General features: G+C 46.0%; 18 protein-coding genes. 10 read left to right on the forward strand and 8 right to left on the reverse strand.

What is annotated here, in order from left to right; all coding sequences use genetic code 11:
- Positions 1 to 1,043: 1,043 nt before the first annotated feature.
- From AC1MEO_RS07325 to hemE, 4 genes are read right to left on the reverse strand one after another with little or no spacing between them, the layout of a single operon-like run.
- Positions 1,044 to 1,514, reverse strand: a complete 471-nt coding sequence (locus AC1MEO_RS07325) for a FixH family protein (protein WP_480335314.1) — start codon at positions 1,512 to 1,514, stop codon at positions 1,044 to 1,046.
- Complete coding sequence (gene hemY, locus AC1MEO_RS07330) at positions 1,514 to 2,950, reverse strand: protoporphyrinogen oxidase (protein ID WP_480335316.1); 1,437 nt, start codon at positions 2,948 to 2,950, stop codon at positions 1,514 to 1,516. Before hemY ends, AC1MEO_RS07325 begins: the two co-directional genes overlap by 1 nt.
- A 25-nt stretch (positions 2,951 to 2,975) precedes the next feature.
- Positions 2,976 to 3,908 (reverse strand): ferrochelatase, encoded by a 933-nt coding sequence (gene hemH / locus AC1MEO_RS07335; RefSeq protein WP_480335318.1) that lies wholly within the window; start codon positions 3,906 to 3,908, stop codon positions 2,976 to 2,978.
- Between the two features lie 25 nt (positions 3,909 to 3,933).
- Positions 3,934 to 4,980 (reverse strand): uroporphyrinogen decarboxylase, encoded by a 1,047-nt coding sequence (gene hemE, locus AC1MEO_RS07340; protein ID WP_480335320.1) that lies wholly within the window; start codon positions 4,978 to 4,980, stop codon positions 3,934 to 3,936.
- A 212-nt stretch (positions 4,981 to 5,192) separates the two neighbouring features.
- Between hemE and AC1MEO_RS07345 the strand changes: the two genes are divergently transcribed.
- From AC1MEO_RS07345 to AC1MEO_RS07355, 3 genes are all read left to right on the forward strand, one after another.
- Positions 5,193 to 5,705 carry an antibiotic biosynthesis monooxygenase family protein gene (locus AC1MEO_RS07345; protein ID WP_480335322.1) on the forward strand — a complete coding sequence of 171 codons (513 nt, stop codon included), beginning with the start codon at positions 5,193 to 5,195 and terminating at the stop codon, positions 5,703 to 5,705.
- Positions 5,706 to 5,760: 55 nt separating this feature from the next.
- Positions 5,761 to 6,756, forward strand: a complete 996-nt coding sequence (locus AC1MEO_RS07350; protein WP_480335324.1) for a sodium:calcium antiporter — start codon at positions 5,761 to 5,763, stop codon at positions 6,754 to 6,756.
- Between the two features lie 191 nt (positions 6,757 to 6,947).
- Entirely contained in the window at positions 6,948 to 8,117 is a 1,170-nt protein-coding gene (locus AC1MEO_RS07355) for an amidohydrolase (RefSeq protein ID WP_480335326.1), read from the forward strand.
- A gap of 42 nt (positions 8,118 to 8,159) precedes the next feature.
- On the opposite strand, the gene AC1MEO_RS07360 is transcribed toward AC1MEO_RS07355, so the two are convergent.
- Positions 8,160 to 9,362 carry an ABC transporter permease gene (locus tag AC1MEO_RS07360; protein WP_480335327.1) on the reverse strand — a complete coding sequence of 401 codons (1,203 nt, stop codon included), beginning with the start codon at positions 9,360 to 9,362 and terminating at the stop codon, positions 8,160 to 8,162.
- Entirely contained in the window at positions 9,346 to 10,095 is a 750-nt protein-coding gene (locus AC1MEO_RS07365) for an ABC transporter ATP-binding protein (RefSeq protein WP_480335328.1), read from the reverse strand. The genes AC1MEO_RS07360 and AC1MEO_RS07365 overlap by 17 nt, the downstream gene beginning before the upstream one ends.
- Positions 10,096 to 10,204: 109 nt before the next feature.
- Here AC1MEO_RS07365 and AC1MEO_RS07370 point away from each other — a divergent pair, with 109 nt between their 5' ends.
- From AC1MEO_RS07370 to AC1MEO_RS07400, 7 genes are all read left to right on the forward strand, one after another.
- Complete coding sequence (locus AC1MEO_RS07370; RefSeq protein ID WP_480335329.1) at positions 10,205 to 10,636, forward strand: HIT family protein; 432 nt, start codon at positions 10,205 to 10,207, stop codon at positions 10,634 to 10,636.
- 104 nt (positions 10,637 to 10,740) lie between these two features.
- Positions 10,741 to 11,271, forward strand: a complete 531-nt coding sequence (locus tag AC1MEO_RS07375; RefSeq protein WP_480335330.1) for a tryptophan transporter — start codon at positions 10,741 to 10,743, stop codon at positions 11,269 to 11,271.
- Positions 11,272 to 11,397: 126 nt separating this feature from the next.
- A complete protein-coding gene (locus tag AC1MEO_RS07380; protein ID WP_480335332.1) occupies positions 11,398 to 11,817 on the forward strand; it encodes a YtxH domain-containing protein in 420 nt (139 codons plus the stop codon).
- Positions 11,818 to 12,126: 309 nt separating this feature from the next.
- Positions 12,127 to 12,669, forward strand: coding sequence for an HTH-type transcriptional regulator Hpr (locus AC1MEO_RS07385; protein WP_480335333.1), 543 nt, complete (start codon positions 12,127 to 12,129; stop codon positions 12,667 to 12,669).
- A 100-nt stretch (positions 12,670 to 12,769) separates the two neighbouring features.
- On the forward strand, positions 12,770 to 13,315 hold the full coding sequence (locus AC1MEO_RS07390; protein WP_480335334.1) for a DUF3267 domain-containing protein: 546 nt from the start codon (positions 12,770 to 12,772) through the stop codon (positions 13,313 to 13,315).
- Between the two features lie 61 nt (positions 13,316 to 13,376).
- Positions 13,377 to 13,562 carry a hypothetical protein gene (locus AC1MEO_RS07395; protein WP_006828367.1) on the forward strand — a complete coding sequence of 62 codons (186 nt, stop codon included), beginning with the start codon at positions 13,377 to 13,379 and terminating at the stop codon, positions 13,560 to 13,562.
- A gap of 106 nt (positions 13,563 to 13,668) precedes the next feature.
- The gene (locus AC1MEO_RS07400) at positions 13,669 to 14,565 is read left to right on the forward strand and encodes a peptidylprolyl isomerase (RefSeq protein ID WP_480335336.1); all 897 of its coding nucleotides are present in this window, start codon (positions 13,669 to 13,671) and stop codon (positions 14,563 to 14,565) included.
- Between the two features lie 147 nt (positions 14,566 to 14,712).
- Here AC1MEO_RS07400 and yhaM read toward each other — a convergent pair whose 3' ends face one another.
- The gene (gene yhaM, locus AC1MEO_RS07405) at positions 14,713 to 15,651 is read right to left on the reverse strand and encodes a 3'-5' exoribonuclease YhaM (RefSeq protein WP_480335337.1); all 939 of its coding nucleotides are present in this window, start codon (positions 15,649 to 15,651) and stop codon (positions 14,713 to 14,715) included.
- A complete protein-coding gene (locus tag AC1MEO_RS07410) occupies positions 15,648 to 18,488 on the reverse strand; it encodes an ATP-binding protein (RefSeq protein ID WP_480335338.1) in 2,841 nt (946 codons plus the stop codon). Before AC1MEO_RS07410 ends, yhaM begins: the two co-directional genes overlap by 4 nt.
- Positions 18,489 to 18,492: the final 4 nt, after the last annotated feature.

Genomic DNA, 18,492 nt, shown 5'->3' on the forward strand with positions numbered 1-18,492 from the left:
ATAAAGGGAAAGAAATCGCTTCAGAGGTCTTCTCAATATGAATAAAAGTGGAGGCATCACTGTTCTATTCATTCGAGGCAGTGATGGAAAAATGAGTTGTTCTTATGCTTTTCGCAGGCGAAAAGCGGCCATACCAGAGAAGCGCAGCGGATCCTGGCTCTCCCTTACTGTTTGAGCTTCCTATATAAACTTTTGGCGCGGCTACCTAAACGCTTACTGGCTATACCTGAACCTTTTGCTCTCTTACCCGCATTTCACCTGTTTTATAAAAGCTCGAGCCCATGTATGGAAGCTGTCCGCATGGCGAACAGCCCAAAATAGAAAGCGATGGTTTCTGACAGAACGTGGCACACACCCAGTAATGGATCTTTCACTCACCATATCGACTCTTTTCGCATCATATTTTCAAAAATTCATATAGAAATACGAAAGCTTCATGTAGAAAAGTAAAAAGTTAAGGTAGAAGCATCACCTCTCTCAGATAGAAACGTAACCTGGTGAGGTAAAGCCGCCAAACCCTCTGCTAAAACACAAAACCCACACATAACCATCCCAAGCGACGGCGCGTGCACCACCGCTGCCGAGCGATTCCAGACCCCCCATTTATCTACCTACCCCAAACAAAACCGGGAACCTTCTATCGCACCTCACCCAGCGGAGCCGCGGCAACGGAGGGGGCGGAGCGATAAGACTGGCAAGCAAAGCGCTGCCCGGCTTATTGCGGGAGTCCCCTCCAGAGCGGCCGAAGCGGCTTAAAAAACCTCATCAAAATGATTTTATACACAAACCTTGCTTAGCGACGGCGCGTGCACCACCGCTGCCGAGCGATTCCAGAACCCCCATTTATCTACCTACCCCAAACAAAACCGGGAACCCTCTATCACAACTCGCCCAGCGGAGCCGCGGCAACGGAGGGGACGGAGCGATAAGACTGGCAAGCGAAGCGCTGCCCGGCTTATTGCGGGAGTCCCCTCCAGAGCGGCCGAAGCGGCTTATAGAACAGCAAAAAGACACCGCCTAAGCGATGCCTTTGGTAATCTGTATCAATGGCCGGAATGTTCTTCCATTTTATCCATGCCCTGTGAATCGTCGCTGTCATCCGGAACGATGGAATCCGGATCGGGATTGCCGACCGTGACTTCCTGTTTCGGCATGACATGCAAGCTCCGGGCTGTAGTATGCGCCTGCATATAATAGAGGCCTTCTTCTTCAAAGCTTGTTTTCGCTTCGTAGACGCCATCCTCTGTATGCTCAGCTGGAATCATTTCGCTGTTGTCGCGGTCTCCCGATTCCCACACTTCGTAAACGACTTCATCTGCATCTTCCACAGATTCGTCTCCCTGTGTCACAGAAACGGACAGTACCACTTCCTGAGCAACAGCTGCCTGCTGTTCAGTGTTGAAGGCCACCATCACTTCTTCTAGGGGTTCACCGGCACCTGGAGAATCTGCTTCCCCAGTTCCGCAAGCGGCAAGCAGCAAAAACGGAAGGCCCCACCAGATAATTTTCTTCATTATAGATTTCCCTCCACGCTGAAAGATTCAGCAGTAAATTGTTTGATCAACTGATTGGCAGCCGCTTTTCCCTGGTCAACGCAGGCAGGCAATCCGAATCCTTCAAAGGACCCGCCCACAATCTGCACCATAGGAAGAGCATCCTGCAATTCTTTTTTCGCTAAAGCAATCCGTTCTTCATGTCCCACTAAATACTGCGGCATCGCTTCTTTCATTCGGGAAACAACAGTAAATTCAGGTTCACCCTGAATATCCAGCAACTTATCCAAGTCTTCTAAAACGGCTTTGACAATTTCCCCATCCGACAATTCCACGACCGCCTCGTCACCAACCTGGCCAATAAATGAGCGGTATACAGTTTTTCCGGGTGGCGTTAAGCTTGGCCATTTCAAGTGAGCGGCTGAACACGCCGTGATGGTGAAATCACTGTTGCGCGCAACGACAAAGCCCATGTAGTCCTGCTCAGATTTTACGGCACCTGCCGGAAAGGCGATGGTTACCGTTGCAATGGATGTCGAGGGCATATCTTTCAGCCCCTTCAACAGTCCCAAAGGTTCAAAGATCGGCATCAGTTTCGTATGCGGCAAGGCGAATATCACACCGTCCGCTATTATGGACGCGTCATTGTTCAACTGCAGCTTTACATGATCCTGTTGCTGCTCCAATTTTTCAACCTTTACGCCTTTTAAAATGTTACAGTTCTCAAGTTCTTTTTCCAGCGTATGCACCAGTGTTTCAAGCCCACCTGCAAACGTTTGGAATAAACCTTCTTTTTCTGTATTAAAGGCCCGGGAATCCGATACGTGATTTTTCCTTAAGCCACGTATTAAACTGCGCTGTTTCTGCTGGGCTTCAAGCAACTCGGGAAAGGTTGCCTTTAAGCTCAAACGGTCAATATCTCCAGCAAAAACGCCTGAAAACAAAGGTTCAATTAAATTCTCAACCAATTCGTTGCCGAATCTGCGCCTTAAAAATTTACCCAGCGGCTGGTCTTCAACCGTTGTCGATACAGGAAGGACAAAGTCCCCTAATGCGCGGGCTTTGCCAAACCAGGAGCTGATGCCGGAAGTAAGGAACGCACCGAAATTTGTCGGCACGCCCATGACTGAGCCCATCGGTATCGAATAAAGTTTATTCTCGACAGCCACATGGATTTTCCCCGTAGCACTTTGGACCAATTGGTCTTCAATCCCTAATTCTCCGGCTAATTGCTGAATGCTGTTTTTTCGTGAGACAAACGAATCCGGACCGCGCTCAATTACAAAACCATCTTTATGCAAAGTCTGGATGTTCCCGCCAAGACGATGGGCTACTTCAACCAATGTGATGTCAATCTCCAAACCTTGCTCAATTGCCTGTTTTTGTAAATAGTAAGCCGCTGACAGGCCTGTAATGCCACCGCCCACGACGACTACTTTCTGCGCTTTTACGGCCACGTTTAATCCTCACTTTCATTATAATTTATTTTTCTGCCAGTTTTCTCAATACCACATCTGCCAAGCCGTCGATGAACAATGGCTGGACGTTCGGCATTTCCGGACGACGGTAGTTTGCGCCAATGTCGTCACAAACCACTTTACATTCGTAATCATTATCGAAAAGGACTTCCAGATGATCTGTTACAAAACCAACGGGTGTGTAGACGAAAGAAGTGTATCCTTTTTGTTCAAACAACTCGCGGGTCAAGTCCTGGACATCTGGCCCAATCCAAGGTTCGCCAGTTTGTCCGGCACTTTGCCAGCCAATTTCAACGTTTTCCACGCCAGTAGCTTGTTGAAGCATTTCAGCTGTTTCTTTTAATTGGTCCGGGTAAGGGTCGCCGTTTGCGATGATTTTCTCAGGCAATGAGTGTGCAGAAACAATCAGGCAAGATTTCGCCCGTTCTTCTTCTGACATTTCAGCGAATGAAGCACTGATCTTTTCACTCCAGTACTGGATGAATTTCGGCTCTGTGTACCAGCTTTCAACTGATGTCAATGAAATGCCTGCTTTTTCAGCAGCTTCAGCCGCACGGCCATTATATGATTTAACAGAGAAAGTCGAGAAATGCGGCGCCAAGACAATCGAAATGGCTTCTGTGATGCCGTCTTTCTTCATTTCTTCTACACCGTCTTCAACAAACGGTTCGATATGCTTCAGGCCAAGATACATTTTAAATTCAATGTCATCCTGCACTTCGTTCAAGCGCTCGCATAAGCCATTTGCTTGATCTAGTGTGATTTTTGCAAGTGGTGAAAGTCCGCCAATCGCTTTGTAGCGGCTGCGCAGATCTTCCAGGCTTTCTTCGCTTGGCTTGCGCCCGCGACGGATATGCGTATAATAACGTTCAATATCGTCTTCTGAGTATGGCGTTCCATATGCCATCACTAATAATCCCATTGTCTTCTTCAACATAATCACCTCAACATGAATTTTGTTCCTACTTTAAACCACTTTTATGTGCAGCACTGTATTCGTGTACGAATGAAGTCAGTCGTTTCAATGTATCCGGACTGACTTCCGGGAATACCCCGTGGCCCAAATTGAAGACATAGCCATCACTTTGCATGCCCATATCCAAAATCTTTTTCGTCCGTTCCTCAATTACCGGCCAGTCTGCCAATAAATATGAAGGATCTAAGTTGCCTTGAAGGGTCTTGGTCAATCCCATAGAACGTGCTTCTGAAATCGGCAGACGCCAATCCAACCCAACCACATCCACTGGAAGTTCATGCCATTCTTTTGCCAAATGGCTGGCACCGACACCAAAAATGGTCAATGGCACACCTTCTGTACGCAACTCAGCGAAAATACGATCCATTACCGGCTTGATGAAAATACGGTAATCTTCTACGTTCAACGCACCGACCCATGAGTCGAATATCTGAATGGCCATAGCCCCTGCTTTAACTTGAGCTTTTACATAAGGAATGATCGTGTCCGCTAATTTATCCATTAATGCAAACCACATAGCCGGTTCTGAAACCATCATCGCTTTGGTTTTGTTGTAGCTTTTCGAAGGCCCGCCTTCGATCATGTAGCTGGCTAACGTGAAGGGCGCTCCTGAAAATCCGATTAACGGAACATTCAATTGCTCTTTCGTCAACAGGCGAATCGTATCCAGGACAAAATCGACATCCTGTTCAGGATTGATTTCACCTAAGCGCTCGATATCTGCCATCGTACGGATCGGGTTATCAATAACAGGGCCGATTCCTGATTTTATTTTCACGTCAACTCCGATTGCAGGCAGTGGCGTGACAATATCTTTATAAAGAATTGCTGCATCGTTATTGTATTGATCCACAGGGAGCTTGGTTACGTATGCGCACAGTTCTGGCTGATGCGTAATTTCTTCGAGTGAATATTTTTCCTTGATTTTGCGGTATTCCGGCTGGGAACGTCCAGCTTGTCTCATATACCAAACCGGTACATGGTCAGTTTTTTCTCCTCGCGCTGCGCGAAGATACGTGTCATTAAATGTCATGATTTTTCATCCCTTCAATCTGCTGCTGTGTTGTTTATCCACCTATATCCGTCTATACTATAGACTCTCCGTCCTTTATTGTATAGATTCCCGGAGCAAATGTCATAAATTAGACGCTTCTCCTTTTCACTTGATTGTCAATACCTGTTTCGTGTAGATTTTTAAAGGGAAGAATATAGGGAAGTGTTTATATTTCTAAAGGAGGAATTTCAGTGAATTTCTATATGACGACCGGAACATACGATTTCATGAAAAAAATGCGTGAAAAACATTCAGGAGAGACGATGGTCCTCATGCAAGGTGAAAATACAACCTTGATGATTCATGAAACAGAAGGAAAAACAATTTTCCAAACACCCCGCCGTTATGAAGTGGTTGATGGCACAGGTGGTTTCAAGGAAAAAGGATTTTTTGTCTTCAATAATATACCGGTCTCAGACGAAGGCCGCCCTGTGTTTGAACACCGTTTTAAAAATCGGGCAGGGGCGATCGAAAACGAACCGGGCCACATCGCATACCGTGTTCTGAGACCGCTCGATTCGGATACCTATGTTGTCCTTACTGAATGGGAATCTCCAGCTTTTTATGAAAAATGGAAAGAGTCACAAGCTTTTGCAGAAGCTCATTCTGCCAAGCCTGAAAGTACAGCTGGTTCACAGCGGCCGAATATTTTCTCCGGCGTTTCTTATATCAGCACCTATCGGGCAAAACCTGAAGAAGAGTGATGCCGGCAAACCAGTTGGTCTGGAATTGCGGCATAATTAAAAAGGAGGAAGTTACTTGGTTTTCGTTATATTCATATTAGCAGCTGCACTTACCGTGTTCGCTTCCATCAAGCTGTCCCAATACGCCGATGTTATCAGTTCTAAAACGGCAATGGGCGGAATGATGGTTGGTACGTTATTACTCGCAGGAGCTACTTCCCTGCCGGAAGTATCCACAAGTTTCTCAGCAGCAGCCATCGGCAACGCTGATATCGCTGTCGGGAACATGATCGGATCGAACCTTTTCAATCTGTTCATCCTTGCCGGATTCGACTTTCTTCTCCGGAGACGCCGGATCTTAAACCGGGCTTCGCGCAACAATATTTACACAGCCCTGCTCGGAATTTTATTGACCGTTCTTGTTATCATGGCCCTTTGGCTTCGTCTTGATACACAAATTTTCGGTGTTGGTCTGGATGCATTGATCATTGCCATCACTTATGTTGTTGGTATGGTTGCCATCAATAAATTGCCTTCATTGGATCCTGAAGCAGAAGCAATTGAAGAATCGGAAGAAGAGCCTGCTAATCCAAGTGCAAAGTTATCACCAAAAGCAGCGATTGTCCGCTTTGTCATCGCGGCACTGATTATTTTGGCTGCTGGTACTGCCTTGTCGATTACCGGGGATCAAATTGCCATCATCACCGGAATCGGTTCCAGCTTTATCGGCAGTTTCCTGATTGCAGCGGCAACTTCCCTTCCGGAAGCCATTTCTGTTTTTGTAGCGCTGCGATTGAGCAATGTCAATATGGCAGTCGGGGCGATTCTCGGAAGCAATATCTTCAACATGATCATCCTTGCCCTGTCTGATCCTGTATATACTGCAGGAACCATCATTTCAGGTGTCTCCGGTGCGAATATGATCATCGCTGTCGGTGTTCTGATTATGTCAGTGCTGGCCTTGTTCTCGCTCTACCGAAAAGAAAGTACTTCTACATTTTCGTATGCAGTACCTTCGGTAATTATTCTCATCGTCTACTTTGCAGCATCTTATATGAACTTCACCTACTAAAATAAATAAAATAAGGCGCAGCCACACTTCGGCAATCGGAGGTGGCTGCGCCTTATTCATTTGCCGAAAAATTTTGCGCCGGTCCACTCAAGCCTTATCAGCTCCGTGTACAGACTTCGCGAAGGTGTGCCGCTCTTCTTAATAAACTGTTATTTATGCTATGCTTAAAAAAAGAGAAAGGGGTTTTACTGATGATTGATAAATTATACGCTGAATTGGATGCCGCTTATCCGGAAATGGTGGAAATCCGCCGCTATCTGCATATGAACCCAGAGCCATCCTTTCATGAAATCAAAACAGCCCGTTACATTCGAGGTTATTATGAGAAATTGGGTGTTGATGTTAAGCATAACGTTGGCGGAAATGGTGTTGTCGCAACGATTAAAGGTGAAAAACCCGGTAAAACAGTTGCATTGCGCGCTGATTTCGATGCCTTGCCGATCCAGGACCAAAAGGAAAATGCACCTTATAAATCAACCGTTGACGGAGTGATGCATGCATGTGGCCATGACGGACATACAGCCACCCTCCTGGTGCTCGGAAAAGTGCTGCACACTTTACGCCATGAACTGGCCGGGACTTATGTATTGATTCACCAGCACGCTGAAGAGTTGGTTCCGGGAGGTGCAAAATCGATGATTAGCGCAGGCGTTCTGGACGGGGTCGATGCTATTTTTGGAACCCACCTTTGGTCCACGACACCGTTTGGCAGAATCGATACACGTGTTGGTCCGATTATGGCCGCCGCAGACAGCTTTGAACTCAAGGTTCAAGGGCGGGGCGGCCATGGCGCCAGCCCGCACGAAACAATCGACGCGGTCGTCATCGGCTCCCAAATCGTCTCGAACCTCCAGACGCTGGTATCCAGACGAGTGGACCCCCTCGAATCCGCCGTCTTATCCGTCGGTTCGTTTGTGGCGCAGAACCCCTTCAACATCATCGCCGATCAAGCCGTGTTGTCCGGAACAGTCCGCTCATTCAAGGAAGATGTCCGAAGCCTGATGGAAACGGAGATGGAGCATGTCATCGAAGGAACCAGCATGGCCAACAACAGCCGCTATGAATTCAATTTCAAGCGGGGATACCCTCCTGTCGTCAATCATGAAAAAGAAACTTTGTATGTAAAAGAGATCGCAGAAACTGTCCCTGGCGTAAAAGAAGTGTACGACTGTCCGCCTCAGATGGGTGGAGAGGATTTCGCCTATTACCTGGAGGAAATTCCAGGAGCCTTCTTTTTTACAGGCGCAATGCCTGATGGAGAGGTTTACCCCCACCACCATCCGAAGTTCGATTTCAAAGAAGAAGCCATGCTGCTGGCCGCTAAAACACTTGGCGCTGCAGCTGTCAATTTCCATAAATAAAAAAGCCAAGCCCGGCATCTATTCTCAGATGCCGGGCTTGGTTTAATTTTTTTTGTTTTTTAACACGTTCACAGTGATGAGAGAACCCACTAAAATGACGACAAAAGTCAACAAAGCAGTAATCGCTTCCCCCATCACCAGCAAGACAACTGCAGCAGCTATGCTTTGCAGGATCTGCAACACCATGATGAGTTTCCCCACGGCCTGCTGCCTGCTGAACCCGGCCAACGGAAACAGGTTGTCCATCCGGAAATGCTGGGTATGGGTCAGCCCCTGCCAAATCTGGATCACTGCCGCGAATGCCAATGCTCCGGCAAACAAGGCTACACCAATCTGGAATGGAATAAACCATGCACCCACCATAATGATGGCAGTCAACCGGACCCATAAGTAAAACAATTCATCAGACCGGACAAAAGTTCTCCAGACCAGATACAGATGAGCATTTTGGGGTCCCGGCTTAATAAATCGGTACATCCAGTTTAGCCAGGTTCTGGCCTTGATTTTCCCTTTCAGATGAGGGACATCGGTAAAGTAATTGGCAAACTGATAAAAACGCAGCATGCGATTTTCTTCCAGCCCGATAAAATGTTCATAGGCGAAAGGCTTCCCGACCGCTTTGCGGGCAATCCATTTGCCATAAAAAATGATGGCAAACAAGACTAGAACGGCGATCACCAGCTGCTCTTCCACATAGAAGTAAACAAACAGCCCGACCAGCAGAAACCGCAGCAAACGATCCAGCCAGACGCCTTCTCCGGCGCCTTGTCTCCTAAAAGCAAACTCGGTCTGGACATTCCACCATTTGATCAACAGCAGCAAAATCGGAAAACCGATCAAAAAAGACGACGGCAGACCGTATAGCGCATTGACCATCGGCAACGAAACGATGAAGACGATGACCGGCAAGTACAATTGGGAAAAGAACGACCATTTCAAGGCCGGTTTCAGAAATTCATCCAGCTTGCTTTCCAAAGGCAGAAAATACACCGAATCCGCTTCTTTCAATAAAGTGGAAGGCGGACTGAGGGCTAATAGCACCCCGAAAATAACTGCCAATACGAGCGCTCCCGGGAATTCCGGCGGGATATCCTGAATCCATTCGCTGTAGGCAAATCCTGCAGCGCCAAGTGCAAAAAGCAGCACAACCGCAATATGGCCGGTGAAAATATACTTCAGGTAATTTTGGACTTCAGCTGTGTATTTATGAAGACGCTTTGACCAAACATCATGCAAATTCTTCATTTAGCTCATCCTCGGTCATCGCAATATATAACTCATCCAGTGAAGCTTCGGGCATATTGAAAGCCTTCCGCAATTCGTCCATCGTTCCGCTGGCCCGAACCCGTCCGTTATGAAGCAGGATAATCCGGTCGCAATAGCGCTCAGCAGTGGACAGGATATGGGTCGACATCAGCACGGATGCCCCTTTTTTCTTTTGCTTTTCCATTTGGTCCAATAAGGATTTGATGCCCAGCGGATCCAGACCGACAAAAGGTTCATCGATGATATAAAGTGCCGGATTCACCAGAAACGCACTCATGATCATGACTTTTTGGCGCATCCCTTTCGAAAAATGCGACGGAAACCATTTCAGGCGCTTTTCCATCCGAAATTCCTTCAGGAGTTCGGCAGAGCGCTTTTCAAAAAGCTTGGGATCTAAATTATAAGCCATCGCAGTCAATTCCAGATGCTCCCGCAGCGTCAACTCCTCGTATAATACCGGCGTCTCCGGAATATAGGAAAAGGAGGAACGGTATAAATCCATATCCTCTTCAAACGTTTTTCCATTCAATCGGATTTGCCCTGATTTGGGCTGCATCAATCCGATAATATGCTTGATCGTGGTACTTTTTCCGGCACCGTTCAAACCGATCAGCCCCACAAGCTCCCCTTTTCCGATCGAAAACGTCACTTCCTGCAGGACCGGTTTGCGTGTATACCCGCCGGTCAACCCGTTGACTTCCAAAATAGCCATGCACAACACCTCTTTCTTTCTATTAAACTATTGTATCAAAACTAACTGCTGAATTCTTTTCTGATATGGCAATTGTGGTAAAATGGGACAAATGGAAAGGATGATACCAATGACAAATTGTATTTTCTGCAAAATCATTGCAGGTGAAATTCCAAGCGTGAAAATCTATGAAGATGACCATGTCTTTGCATTTATGGATATCATGCCCTTATCAAAAGGACACACCTTGCTAATCCCCAAAACACATCGCGAATCTGTCTATGACCTGGCGCCGGAAGAAGCAGCCAATCTATTTGCCGTGGCTCCTAAAATCGCGAAAGCCATCAACGAGACCTTCCAGCCCGAAGGCATGAACCTGCTGAACAATAACGGCGCCAAAGCCGGCCAAAGCGTCTTCCATTTCCACTTGCACTTTATTCCCCGCTATGGCGAAAGTGACGGGTTCGGCGCCAAGTGGATGACCAAAGAAAAAGAATTCACTTCCGAACGGATCCAGGAACTTGCGGAGAGCGTAAAAGAAAAACTAGCCGCTGACGCTTGATTTTCTGAAGTGGACAGGATAGAATCAGAATAAGTTTTTCGCCGGCGGTCATGAGGACACGACCGGGAAAAAGAAACTAGCACAGAGCTGAGGAGAGATGAGAAATGAATACGAAGAATTTAGTTTTAATGGCGTTGCTGGTCAGCGTCGGAGCCACTCTTTATGTGGTGATTCCAGGCATCAACGGCGGAATGAAGCCAGATTTCATGTTGACGATGATGTTTGTCGGCATTCTTTTATTCCCGAATGTAAAAAGCGTATTTTTATTGGCGGTAACGACGGGTGTCCTATCTGGACTGTTTTCTACATTCCCGGGTGGATTTTTCCCGAATATCATCGATAAGTTCATCACGGCTTTTGTTTTTCTTGCGTTAGTGATGATTTTGAAGAAATTCATCTCCAAATTGCCAGTCACTATTGCCCTTTGTGCGGTCGGCACTTTATTGTCCGGAACGATTTTCCTGTCTGCAGCCATTTTTGTAATCGGCGCCAATATCCCCTTCAGCCTTTTGGTTGTTACGGTGGTCTTGCCTGCAGTATTGATGAACGGAGTCGCTTTCGCCTTTATTTATCCGATTGTCATCACACTGGTCAAGCGTTCGAAATTCGAAACGGCTGTCTCACAAGCTGCATAAACATCTGAGCTTTTCGTCATTATTTTTGGCGAAAAGCTTTTTTTATTGAATAGTCATTCACCTATATGTTTTAATTAGGTAAAATAAAGGAAAAGAAGTTTATAGGAAGAAAGGGGCGTTTTATACATGAAAGCATCAAGGTTTTTCTTAGGACTTGCTACAGGGGTGGCAGCTGGAGCTGCAACAGCTTTATTCACTGCTCCACAATCAGGACAGGAATTCCGTACGACCGTGAAGTCGTCATCAGCCGAATGGAAAGAGTATTTAAACGAACTGAAGGAAAAAGTGAATGGCTTAAAAGAGTCGATCAACCATTTGACGGAGGAAGCAAAATCACAGCTGCCTGAAGCAGTTGATGGCTTAAAGGCTTCTCTTGAAACATGGACCGAAAGCACGGCTCCTGCAAAAGAGCATCTTCAGCTTGAAATCATGGCAATCCAAAACGCCATCGAAGAATTGCAGAATACCATCACCAAAGACAAAAAAGACAAAAATGATGATAAGCCGAAAAAGGAAAAAGTTGACGACGATACACAAAGCGCTTAAACAGCTGCCTCTAGGCAGCTGTTTTTTTGCGTCATGGCTTAGAAAGGAACACATCCTGTGCTTACTGCAATCCTTGTAAAGCATGGCTCGATTTTACGGGCGAATCTCTCGGAATCAAATGCCCTTTTTAACTTTTTAAATGGCTGATCAGGAAAGCCCCTTCCCACTTCGCTCTGTTTTCCCGGTCCTAATCATTCCTCTTGTAAATTATTTTACTATTCTTACTTTAATTACGTTTGCTTTACTGCTATAATAAAGAAAATATTTCGAAGGAAAGTTGGTGCTTGTGTGAATGAGAAGGAATATACCATGAAAGAGGCTATGCTGTTTAGCCAACGCATCGGGCAATTATCGAAAGCGCTGTGGAAAGCAGTGGAGAAAGATTGGCAATTGTGGATAAAACCTTATGATTTGAATATTAATGAGCACCATATTCTTTGGATTTCCTACCACTTAAAAGGGGCTTCCATCTCAGATGTCGCTAAATTTGGTGTCATGCATGTTTCAACTGCTTTTAATTTTTCAAAAAAATTAGAAGAACGCGAACTGCTGTCTTTTTCAAAAAGAGATACGGATAAACGCAACACTTATGTACAGCTGACTGAAAAAGGCGAGAAATTAATGCAGGAAATGATTGAAAATTATCATAAAACACCGCATTCCGTTATTGACGGCTCTCTTCCTTTGCGTGAGATGTATGGGAAATTCCCTGAGTTCATGGATATCATGGCTGTTATCCGAAATATTTACGGAGATGATTTCATGGAAATTTTTGAAGCTTCCTTTAAAAATATCGAAAATAGATTCAATGAAGAAAACCATGTCATCATGCATCAGGAAAGCCAGCAATAATCAGTAACTTCCCAGATTTTTTTTATGGTTGCATTTCCTTATAAATCATTGTATTGTATGTATCGAATCAAAAATGATTTTATAAATAGGGGATGTATACATGCACTGCTGGAAAACAATTAATGTAAAAAAACAATATGGATTTGACCGGCTTTTCATGATATCAGCGCTTTTTGGAATCGCTGTTTTTATGGCCTCTTACATTGGGCTCGCGATTGCTTATGCTACACCTCTGTCTGATCAGTATTTTCCGCTTTTCATCTTATCTTTAGTGGCTATCTATCCGATTCACAAGGTTTTGCATTTTCTACCGATGATCGGTTGCCACAAATCATTGAAACTAATCATTCGAAAACAACTGAAGGTTTGTCCGGCCATTTTGCTCCATATCAATGAACCGGTTCCAAAAGTACGTTTTCTCTTGTCATTGGCCACACCTTTTCTTGTTTTAAACACAGCCATCATCACATTAAGTATCCTGATGCCTGCCTTCAGCCATTATTTCGCTATGCTTTTGGCGTACCATTGTGCGTTATGTTTGACAGACATCATCTACCTTCGCAATTTAGCGCGTTCTCCAAAGCATGCATTAATAGAGGAAACAGACACCGGTTTTGAGATTCTAGTACCTCCAGTAGTCAGCTGATTCCTGTTTTTTCTTCCCGTCTTTGTTATACTAGGAAGTAAAGTCAGAGGGGAGGAAATCCATGATTATCGCATTCATTGTTATGTTCTCCGTGTTTTATCTTTTCCAGATCAACCGGATGACATTAGCATTAGTTACTTCTCGGGAAATCCCAGAAGAAAATCATCAAAAAATATTCCGTACCATTAATATACTAATCACAATACTACTGGTATCGTTGTATGTAGGCGTAGAATTTACACCTTAAATCACTTGCCTCCTGGCAAGTGTCTTTTTTTAGGAACTTTGCATATTGCGAATCGTTTATAGTATAGTAATTACTGCAGCTAGATAGAAAGTTGGGAGCGAATTCAATGAAAAAATCCTTTTTAACCATTACCTTAGCAGCGTCTGTACTGGCTTTGGCCGCATGCAGCGACAGCGGTGAAAGCGAAGTTATCGTAACTTCTGATGCTGGAGATGTCACAAAAGATGAACTTTACGAAGAAATGAAAACCTCTATTGGTGAACAAGCGGTACAGATCCTTATGATTGAAAAAGTACTTGCTGAAAACTTCGAAGTGACTGACGAAGAAGTGGATGCCGAGTATGAAAGCAATAAAGAAGAGCTTGGAGAAAGCTTTGACCAGTTTCTTACTCAAAATAACCAAACAGAAGAAAGCTACAAAAAAGTCATCCGTTTGAATTTATTACAGGAAAAAGCATTGACTGAAGGCGTTGAAGTGACTGACGAAGAAATCCAGGCACAATACGACCGCCAAGGCACTGAATTGAACGCACGCCATATCCTTGTGGCTGATGAAGAAACTGCCAACTCCCTTAAGAAGGAATTGGATGAAGGCGGCGATTTCGCTGCATTAGCAGAAGAAAACTCAACTGACACAGGATCTGCCGCAAACGGCGGAAACCTTGACTGGTTCGGACCAGGAGCAATGGTACCTGAATTCGAGGAAGTTGCATACGGACTTGAAGTAGATGAAATCAGTGAGCCTGTAGCATCTGAATTCGGATTCCACATCATCCAGGTTCTTGAGACGCGCAAGCTGGAAGACCAACCGGCATTGGAAGATCAGAAAGAAGAAATCCGTTCTGAACTAGCACTTTCAAAAGCGGATCAAGCGACCTTGCTTCCAAAAGTCGCTGATTTGATGAAAGAAGCAAATGTAGAAATTCAGGACGAAGACCTTAAAGGTGCTTTGGATGATATCCTTAATCCACAACCTGCTCCAGAAGCCGCTCCTGCGGAATAATAATAACTGAAGATCTAAAAACCCCCGTTTCCAATATAGGAAACGGGGGTTTTTCAAAACTTAGGAAACAATAATATTTTGGTTCTTCATTTATTGGCAAGGCTTCCAGCGCTTGTTGCGGCTATATGGGCGCTTGCGCTTTTCTGCTTAAATTTTCGGTTTGTAGAATGAGCGGTTGTCCAATGCAAAGACGCGTTCGGAAAATTCGCCTTCCTTGGTTTTTCCAAGGGCACGATCCAACATCATCATCTTGGCATCGATATTGTCGATGTAATGCAAGATTTCCGCTTCTTTTAGCATCGGTTTTTTCGGACTGCCCCACTCTTCCTTGCCGTGGTGGGATAGGATAATGTGCTGAAGCAACATCACTTCTTCCCCTTCAATCTCCAGCTCTTCTGCAGCTTTCGCCACTTCTGTCACCATGATGGAAATATGGCCGATCAAATTGCCTTCTACTGTATAACTTGTTGCAATCGGGCCGGAAAGTTCAATCACTTTGCCGATGTCATGCAGAATGATTCCCGCATACAGCAAATCCTTGTTCAATCCCGGATAGATTTCGATCAATGCCTTGCCCAACTTCAACATCGAAACCACATGGTCCGCTAAACCGGAAACATAATCATGGTGATTGCGTGTGGCTGCCGGAAATGTCAGGAATTGCTGCTGGTATTTTTTCAACATGAAACGGGTAATCCGCTGAATTTGCGGGTTTTCCATTTCAAACAGATACTTCATCACTTCTTCCAGCAATTCATCTGTTGATTTTTCCGACGATGGCATCAAATCAGCAATCGATTGGTTTTCCTCAGGCTTTGCTGGCCGGATGCTTTTGATGCGCAGCTGATTTTTCCCTCTGTAATTATGGATTTCTCCACCCACACGGACGATTGTTTCCGCAGCAAAGATTTTTTCTTGATCATCTTTTGTATCCCATAATTTCGCTTCGATATCGCCGCTTTTGTCCTGCAACACCAACGAAATAAATGGATTCCCAGTAGTTGTGACTCCCTTGATGGACTGCTTGATCAGCAGGAATTCATCAATGGTCTCTCCAACTGCACGCTGTGTAATTCCTTTAGTCATGAATGAACGCTCCTTTCGGTATTGGCCACCTTGATGATCTGTGCATTAGGCCAAGCCTGCTGCATGCCTTCGTGGCAAGTGAAATAGATGAACTGATGCTCTTTTTGCAGCTCTGTCACTAAGTTTATCATTTGCTGCAGCCGACTGCGATCAAAATGGACAAAAGCATCATCCATAATAATAGGAAACGGATGACTGCTCTTCATCGACACGGCTAAAGACAGCCTCAATGCCAGATATGCCTGTTCTTTCGTCGCTTGGCTGAGCTCAGCGATCCTGAAATACATGCCATCCTGTCTTTCCGCTTCGAAATATCCAGCCAGGTTCATAGCCAGTCCCTTATAGGCACCAGCGGTCAATCGGTTGAAATAAAGTTGTGCACTTTCCAGCACCGCCGGCAGTTTCTTTTCCTTCAACTCATCCATCGTTTGCTTGATCGCTTCCACAACGGCTTTATTGACAGACCATCTGTGGGCCAACTCAGTAAATTCCGCTTTTTTCCCTTCAAATTCCTGCTGCTTTTCTTCGTAAGAGGTATCCGACAATAATAGACGGGTCATTTGCTGCTTATCCGCCTTTTCAGCCAACAGGGCGTTCCGTTCCGCTTTCAGCTTCACGAGAAGGGTCTGAAGCCTTTCCACTGCCAGTTCAGCATCATCAGGTCGCCAGCCATCCGGCATAGCAATATCGCCGACGGATTCCAATTGCCCGTTGACTAGTGTGAGTTCTTTTTCCAACTGCTGTTTTCGTTCCCACTCATCCGATATTCGGTAAAAAGCAAAGACATCCCCTGCATGGGCATACTCAAACAGTGCCTGCTGCTCTTTTTCAAGCTGCTCCCGGTAAACGGTCAAACGGTCGATTTCCTGCAGCAGCCCCACTCTTTTCTCTTTCAGTTTCAGCCATTCTTGCTGTTTTTGCTGCCGCTGCGCCAGTTCCGAACGCAAAGCCGGCATCAGTTCCCCGGTTGCCAGCCCTTTGCCGCATGCAGCTTCCGCTTTTTCAAGCCATTCTTTCTCCTGCTCTTCTAATCGCCGAATCTCCGTGTCCATCCGCTGCAGCCGCGAATGGATGCTTTGTACTTTGCGGAGTTTTTCGAACAGCTCCAGAACCATTGTCCGGCTTGCTTCCGGTTGAAGGCCGATCTGTACCAGAAGCTGCTGGTAGGCGATTTTTGCAGAGAGATCAGGTTCTTCTGCTGAATAGAAGGCAAGTTTCTTTTTGATGGCATCCTGCTGAGCCATCAAGCCATCCAGCTGATGGTCAAATTCTGCGACTTTTCTCGTTATTGCCTCGTACTCGCTTTCTTTTCCCTCATATTCTTTTAAGATTGCCTGGTATTCGGCCGAAAGTTCTACAGGTTTTTCCCTCTTCAGATGGAGCCAGACGGCCGCTCCGATTGCTGCAACTCCCAGCACCATCAATAATCCAAATGATTGCATAAAGCCATAAACTGCCACCATCAAACCCATGGCAATCAAGATGTAGTTGACAAGCTGCCCGTTCCCATTGCTTGCACTCTGGAACTTTGACGCGGCTTTGGCTTCCGCCAATCGGGCTGAAATACCCGGCCACCGTTCCGCAGCCAAACGTTCTTTCCCAGCAGGCTCCCCTGCCAAAAATGAATTTAGCTCCATTTCTGTTTGGGCCAGTTTGTTTTTTTCTTCCTGCAGAGTGCGCTGCCGGAAACGTTGGCCCTCTTCTTCTTCATCCAAATCCTTTAGCCTGCCGATCAATTGCTCTTCATGGCTCAAAGAGACATCCATAGCCAGAGCCTGGCCCTCGGATAGCCCAAGAAGAGACAATGTAGCTTGGCGATCTTCTGACAGTTCTAAATGCTCATTGCGCTTTTGCTCCAGCTGCAGGCGCAGTTGATGCCAATCCGATTCACGGTTCAACAGGTTTTCCAGAAGCAGGACAGGCTCTCCTGCTTCACCTGCTGGCAAGCTGTTGAGCTGATTGGCCACATGCTCCATGCCGGCTGTTGTTTCCGACAGCTTGTCCACCAGCCGGTCCATCTGCCTTTTGCCATCCAACGGAAATTGCACAAGCTGCAATGCTTTGATTTGCTCTGCCAAAGCCTTTCTCTCAGCAAGCAACGGGGCGGCCTGCTGCCATTTGCCGATTTTTTTCAGTTCCCCGTCTGTTTCTGCTTCTTCGCCTTCAATGGCCGCCAATCGATGCTCAATTTCCCGCAGCCGTTCGATATAGGGGCCATATAATTCTGTCCGTTGCCTATACTCTTTCAGCTCGCCTTCGATGACGCGGAGTTCATCTGCCAGCACATTCATTTCCGGATTGCGCCCGCCCTTTTTGAACAATTGCGCCATTTCTTTTTCCAGCTGGCTTTCCATGCGTGTCACCGCATCAATTCCAGTGGTCCCCGAAGCCAGCAAGGTGCGGCTCAGCTCTGTTTCACTCAGCCCTTCAAGTCCCTGCAACTCATGGATGGAAAATGAAAAAACCGCCTCGAACGAAGCGCGGTCGTAATTGCGCAGCAGTTGCTCCAGTTCGGCTTCTGCCCCGCGCCTGCCGTCTTCAAACCAAACCGTGACATCCCCGGCCGATTTTCCGTTTATCCGCTCGATCACCAGTTTCCCGTACTGCGGATCGGATACATGAAGCTGTCCGCCATATTTCCCGCCGTTTTTCGGTTCATAGCGTAAATGCGCCCCGTTGCGTGCAGGAAAGCCAAATAGAATCTGGATGATGAATTGCTGCATCGTTGTTTTTCCAGCCTCATTGGGGCCATAGAATAATGCCATTTGGTCTGTCAGATCAATTGTCCGGTTTTCATGCCTGCCGAAACCGTAAATGATCAGTTTTTCGATTTTCATTCTG

It is taken from the genome of Planococcus sp. BI3 (assembly GCF_056680115.1).

Excerpts from the sequence above, each read along its gene's own strand:
- AC1MEO_RS07365 (WP_480335328.1), bottom strand. The coding sequence starts at position 10,095 with ATGGCTATTTTGGAAGTCAACGGGTTGACCGGCGGGTATACACGCAAA.
- AC1MEO_RS07355 (WP_480335326.1), top strand. The coding sequence starts at position 6,948 with ATGATTGATAAATTATACGCTGAATTGGATGCCGCTTATCCGGAAATG.
- AC1MEO_RS07395 (WP_006828367.1), top strand. The coding sequence starts at position 13,377 with ATGATTATCGCATTCATTGTTATGTTCTCCGTGTTTTATCTTTTCCAG.
- AC1MEO_RS07360 (WP_480335327.1), bottom strand. The coding sequence starts at position 9,362 with ATGAAGAATTTGCATGATGTTTGGTCAAAGCGTCTTCATAAATACACA.
- AC1MEO_RS07410 (WP_480335338.1), bottom strand. The coding sequence starts at position 18,488 with ATGAAAATCGAAAAACTGATCATTTACGGTTTCGGCAGGCATGAAAAC.
- AC1MEO_RS07370 (WP_480335329.1), top strand. The coding sequence starts at position 10,205 with ATGACAAATTGTATTTTCTGCAAAATCATTGCAGGTGAAATTCCAAGC.
- hemE (WP_480335320.1), bottom strand. The coding sequence starts at position 4,980 with ATGACATTTAATGACACGTATCTTCGCGCAGCGCGAGGAGAAAAAACT.
- AC1MEO_RS07325 (WP_480335314.1), bottom strand. The coding sequence starts at position 1,514 with ATGAAGAAAATTATCTGGTGGGGCCTTCCGTTTTTGCTGCTTGCCGCT.
- AC1MEO_RS07400 (WP_480335336.1), top strand. The coding sequence starts at position 13,669 with ATGAAAAAATCCTTTTTAACCATTACCTTAGCAGCGTCTGTACTGGCT.
- AC1MEO_RS07385 (WP_480335333.1), top strand. The coding sequence starts at position 12,127 with ATGAAAGAGGCTATGCTGTTTAGCCAACGCATCGGGCAATTATCGAAA.
- hemH (WP_480335318.1), bottom strand. The coding sequence starts at position 3,908 with ATGTTGAAGAAGACAATGGGATTATTAGTGATGGCATATGGAACGCCA.
- AC1MEO_RS07375 (WP_480335330.1), top strand. The coding sequence starts at position 10,741 with ATGAATACGAAGAATTTAGTTTTAATGGCGTTGCTGGTCAGCGTCGGA.
- yhaM (WP_480335337.1), bottom strand. The coding sequence starts at position 15,651 with ATGACTAAAGGAATTACACAGCGTGCAGTTGGAGAGACCATTGATGAA.
- AC1MEO_RS07390 (WP_480335334.1), top strand. The coding sequence starts at position 12,770 with ATGCACTGCTGGAAAACAATTAATGTAAAAAAACAATATGGATTTGAC.
- AC1MEO_RS07380 (WP_480335332.1), top strand. The coding sequence starts at position 11,398 with ATGAAAGCATCAAGGTTTTTCTTAGGACTTGCTACAGGGGTGGCAGCT.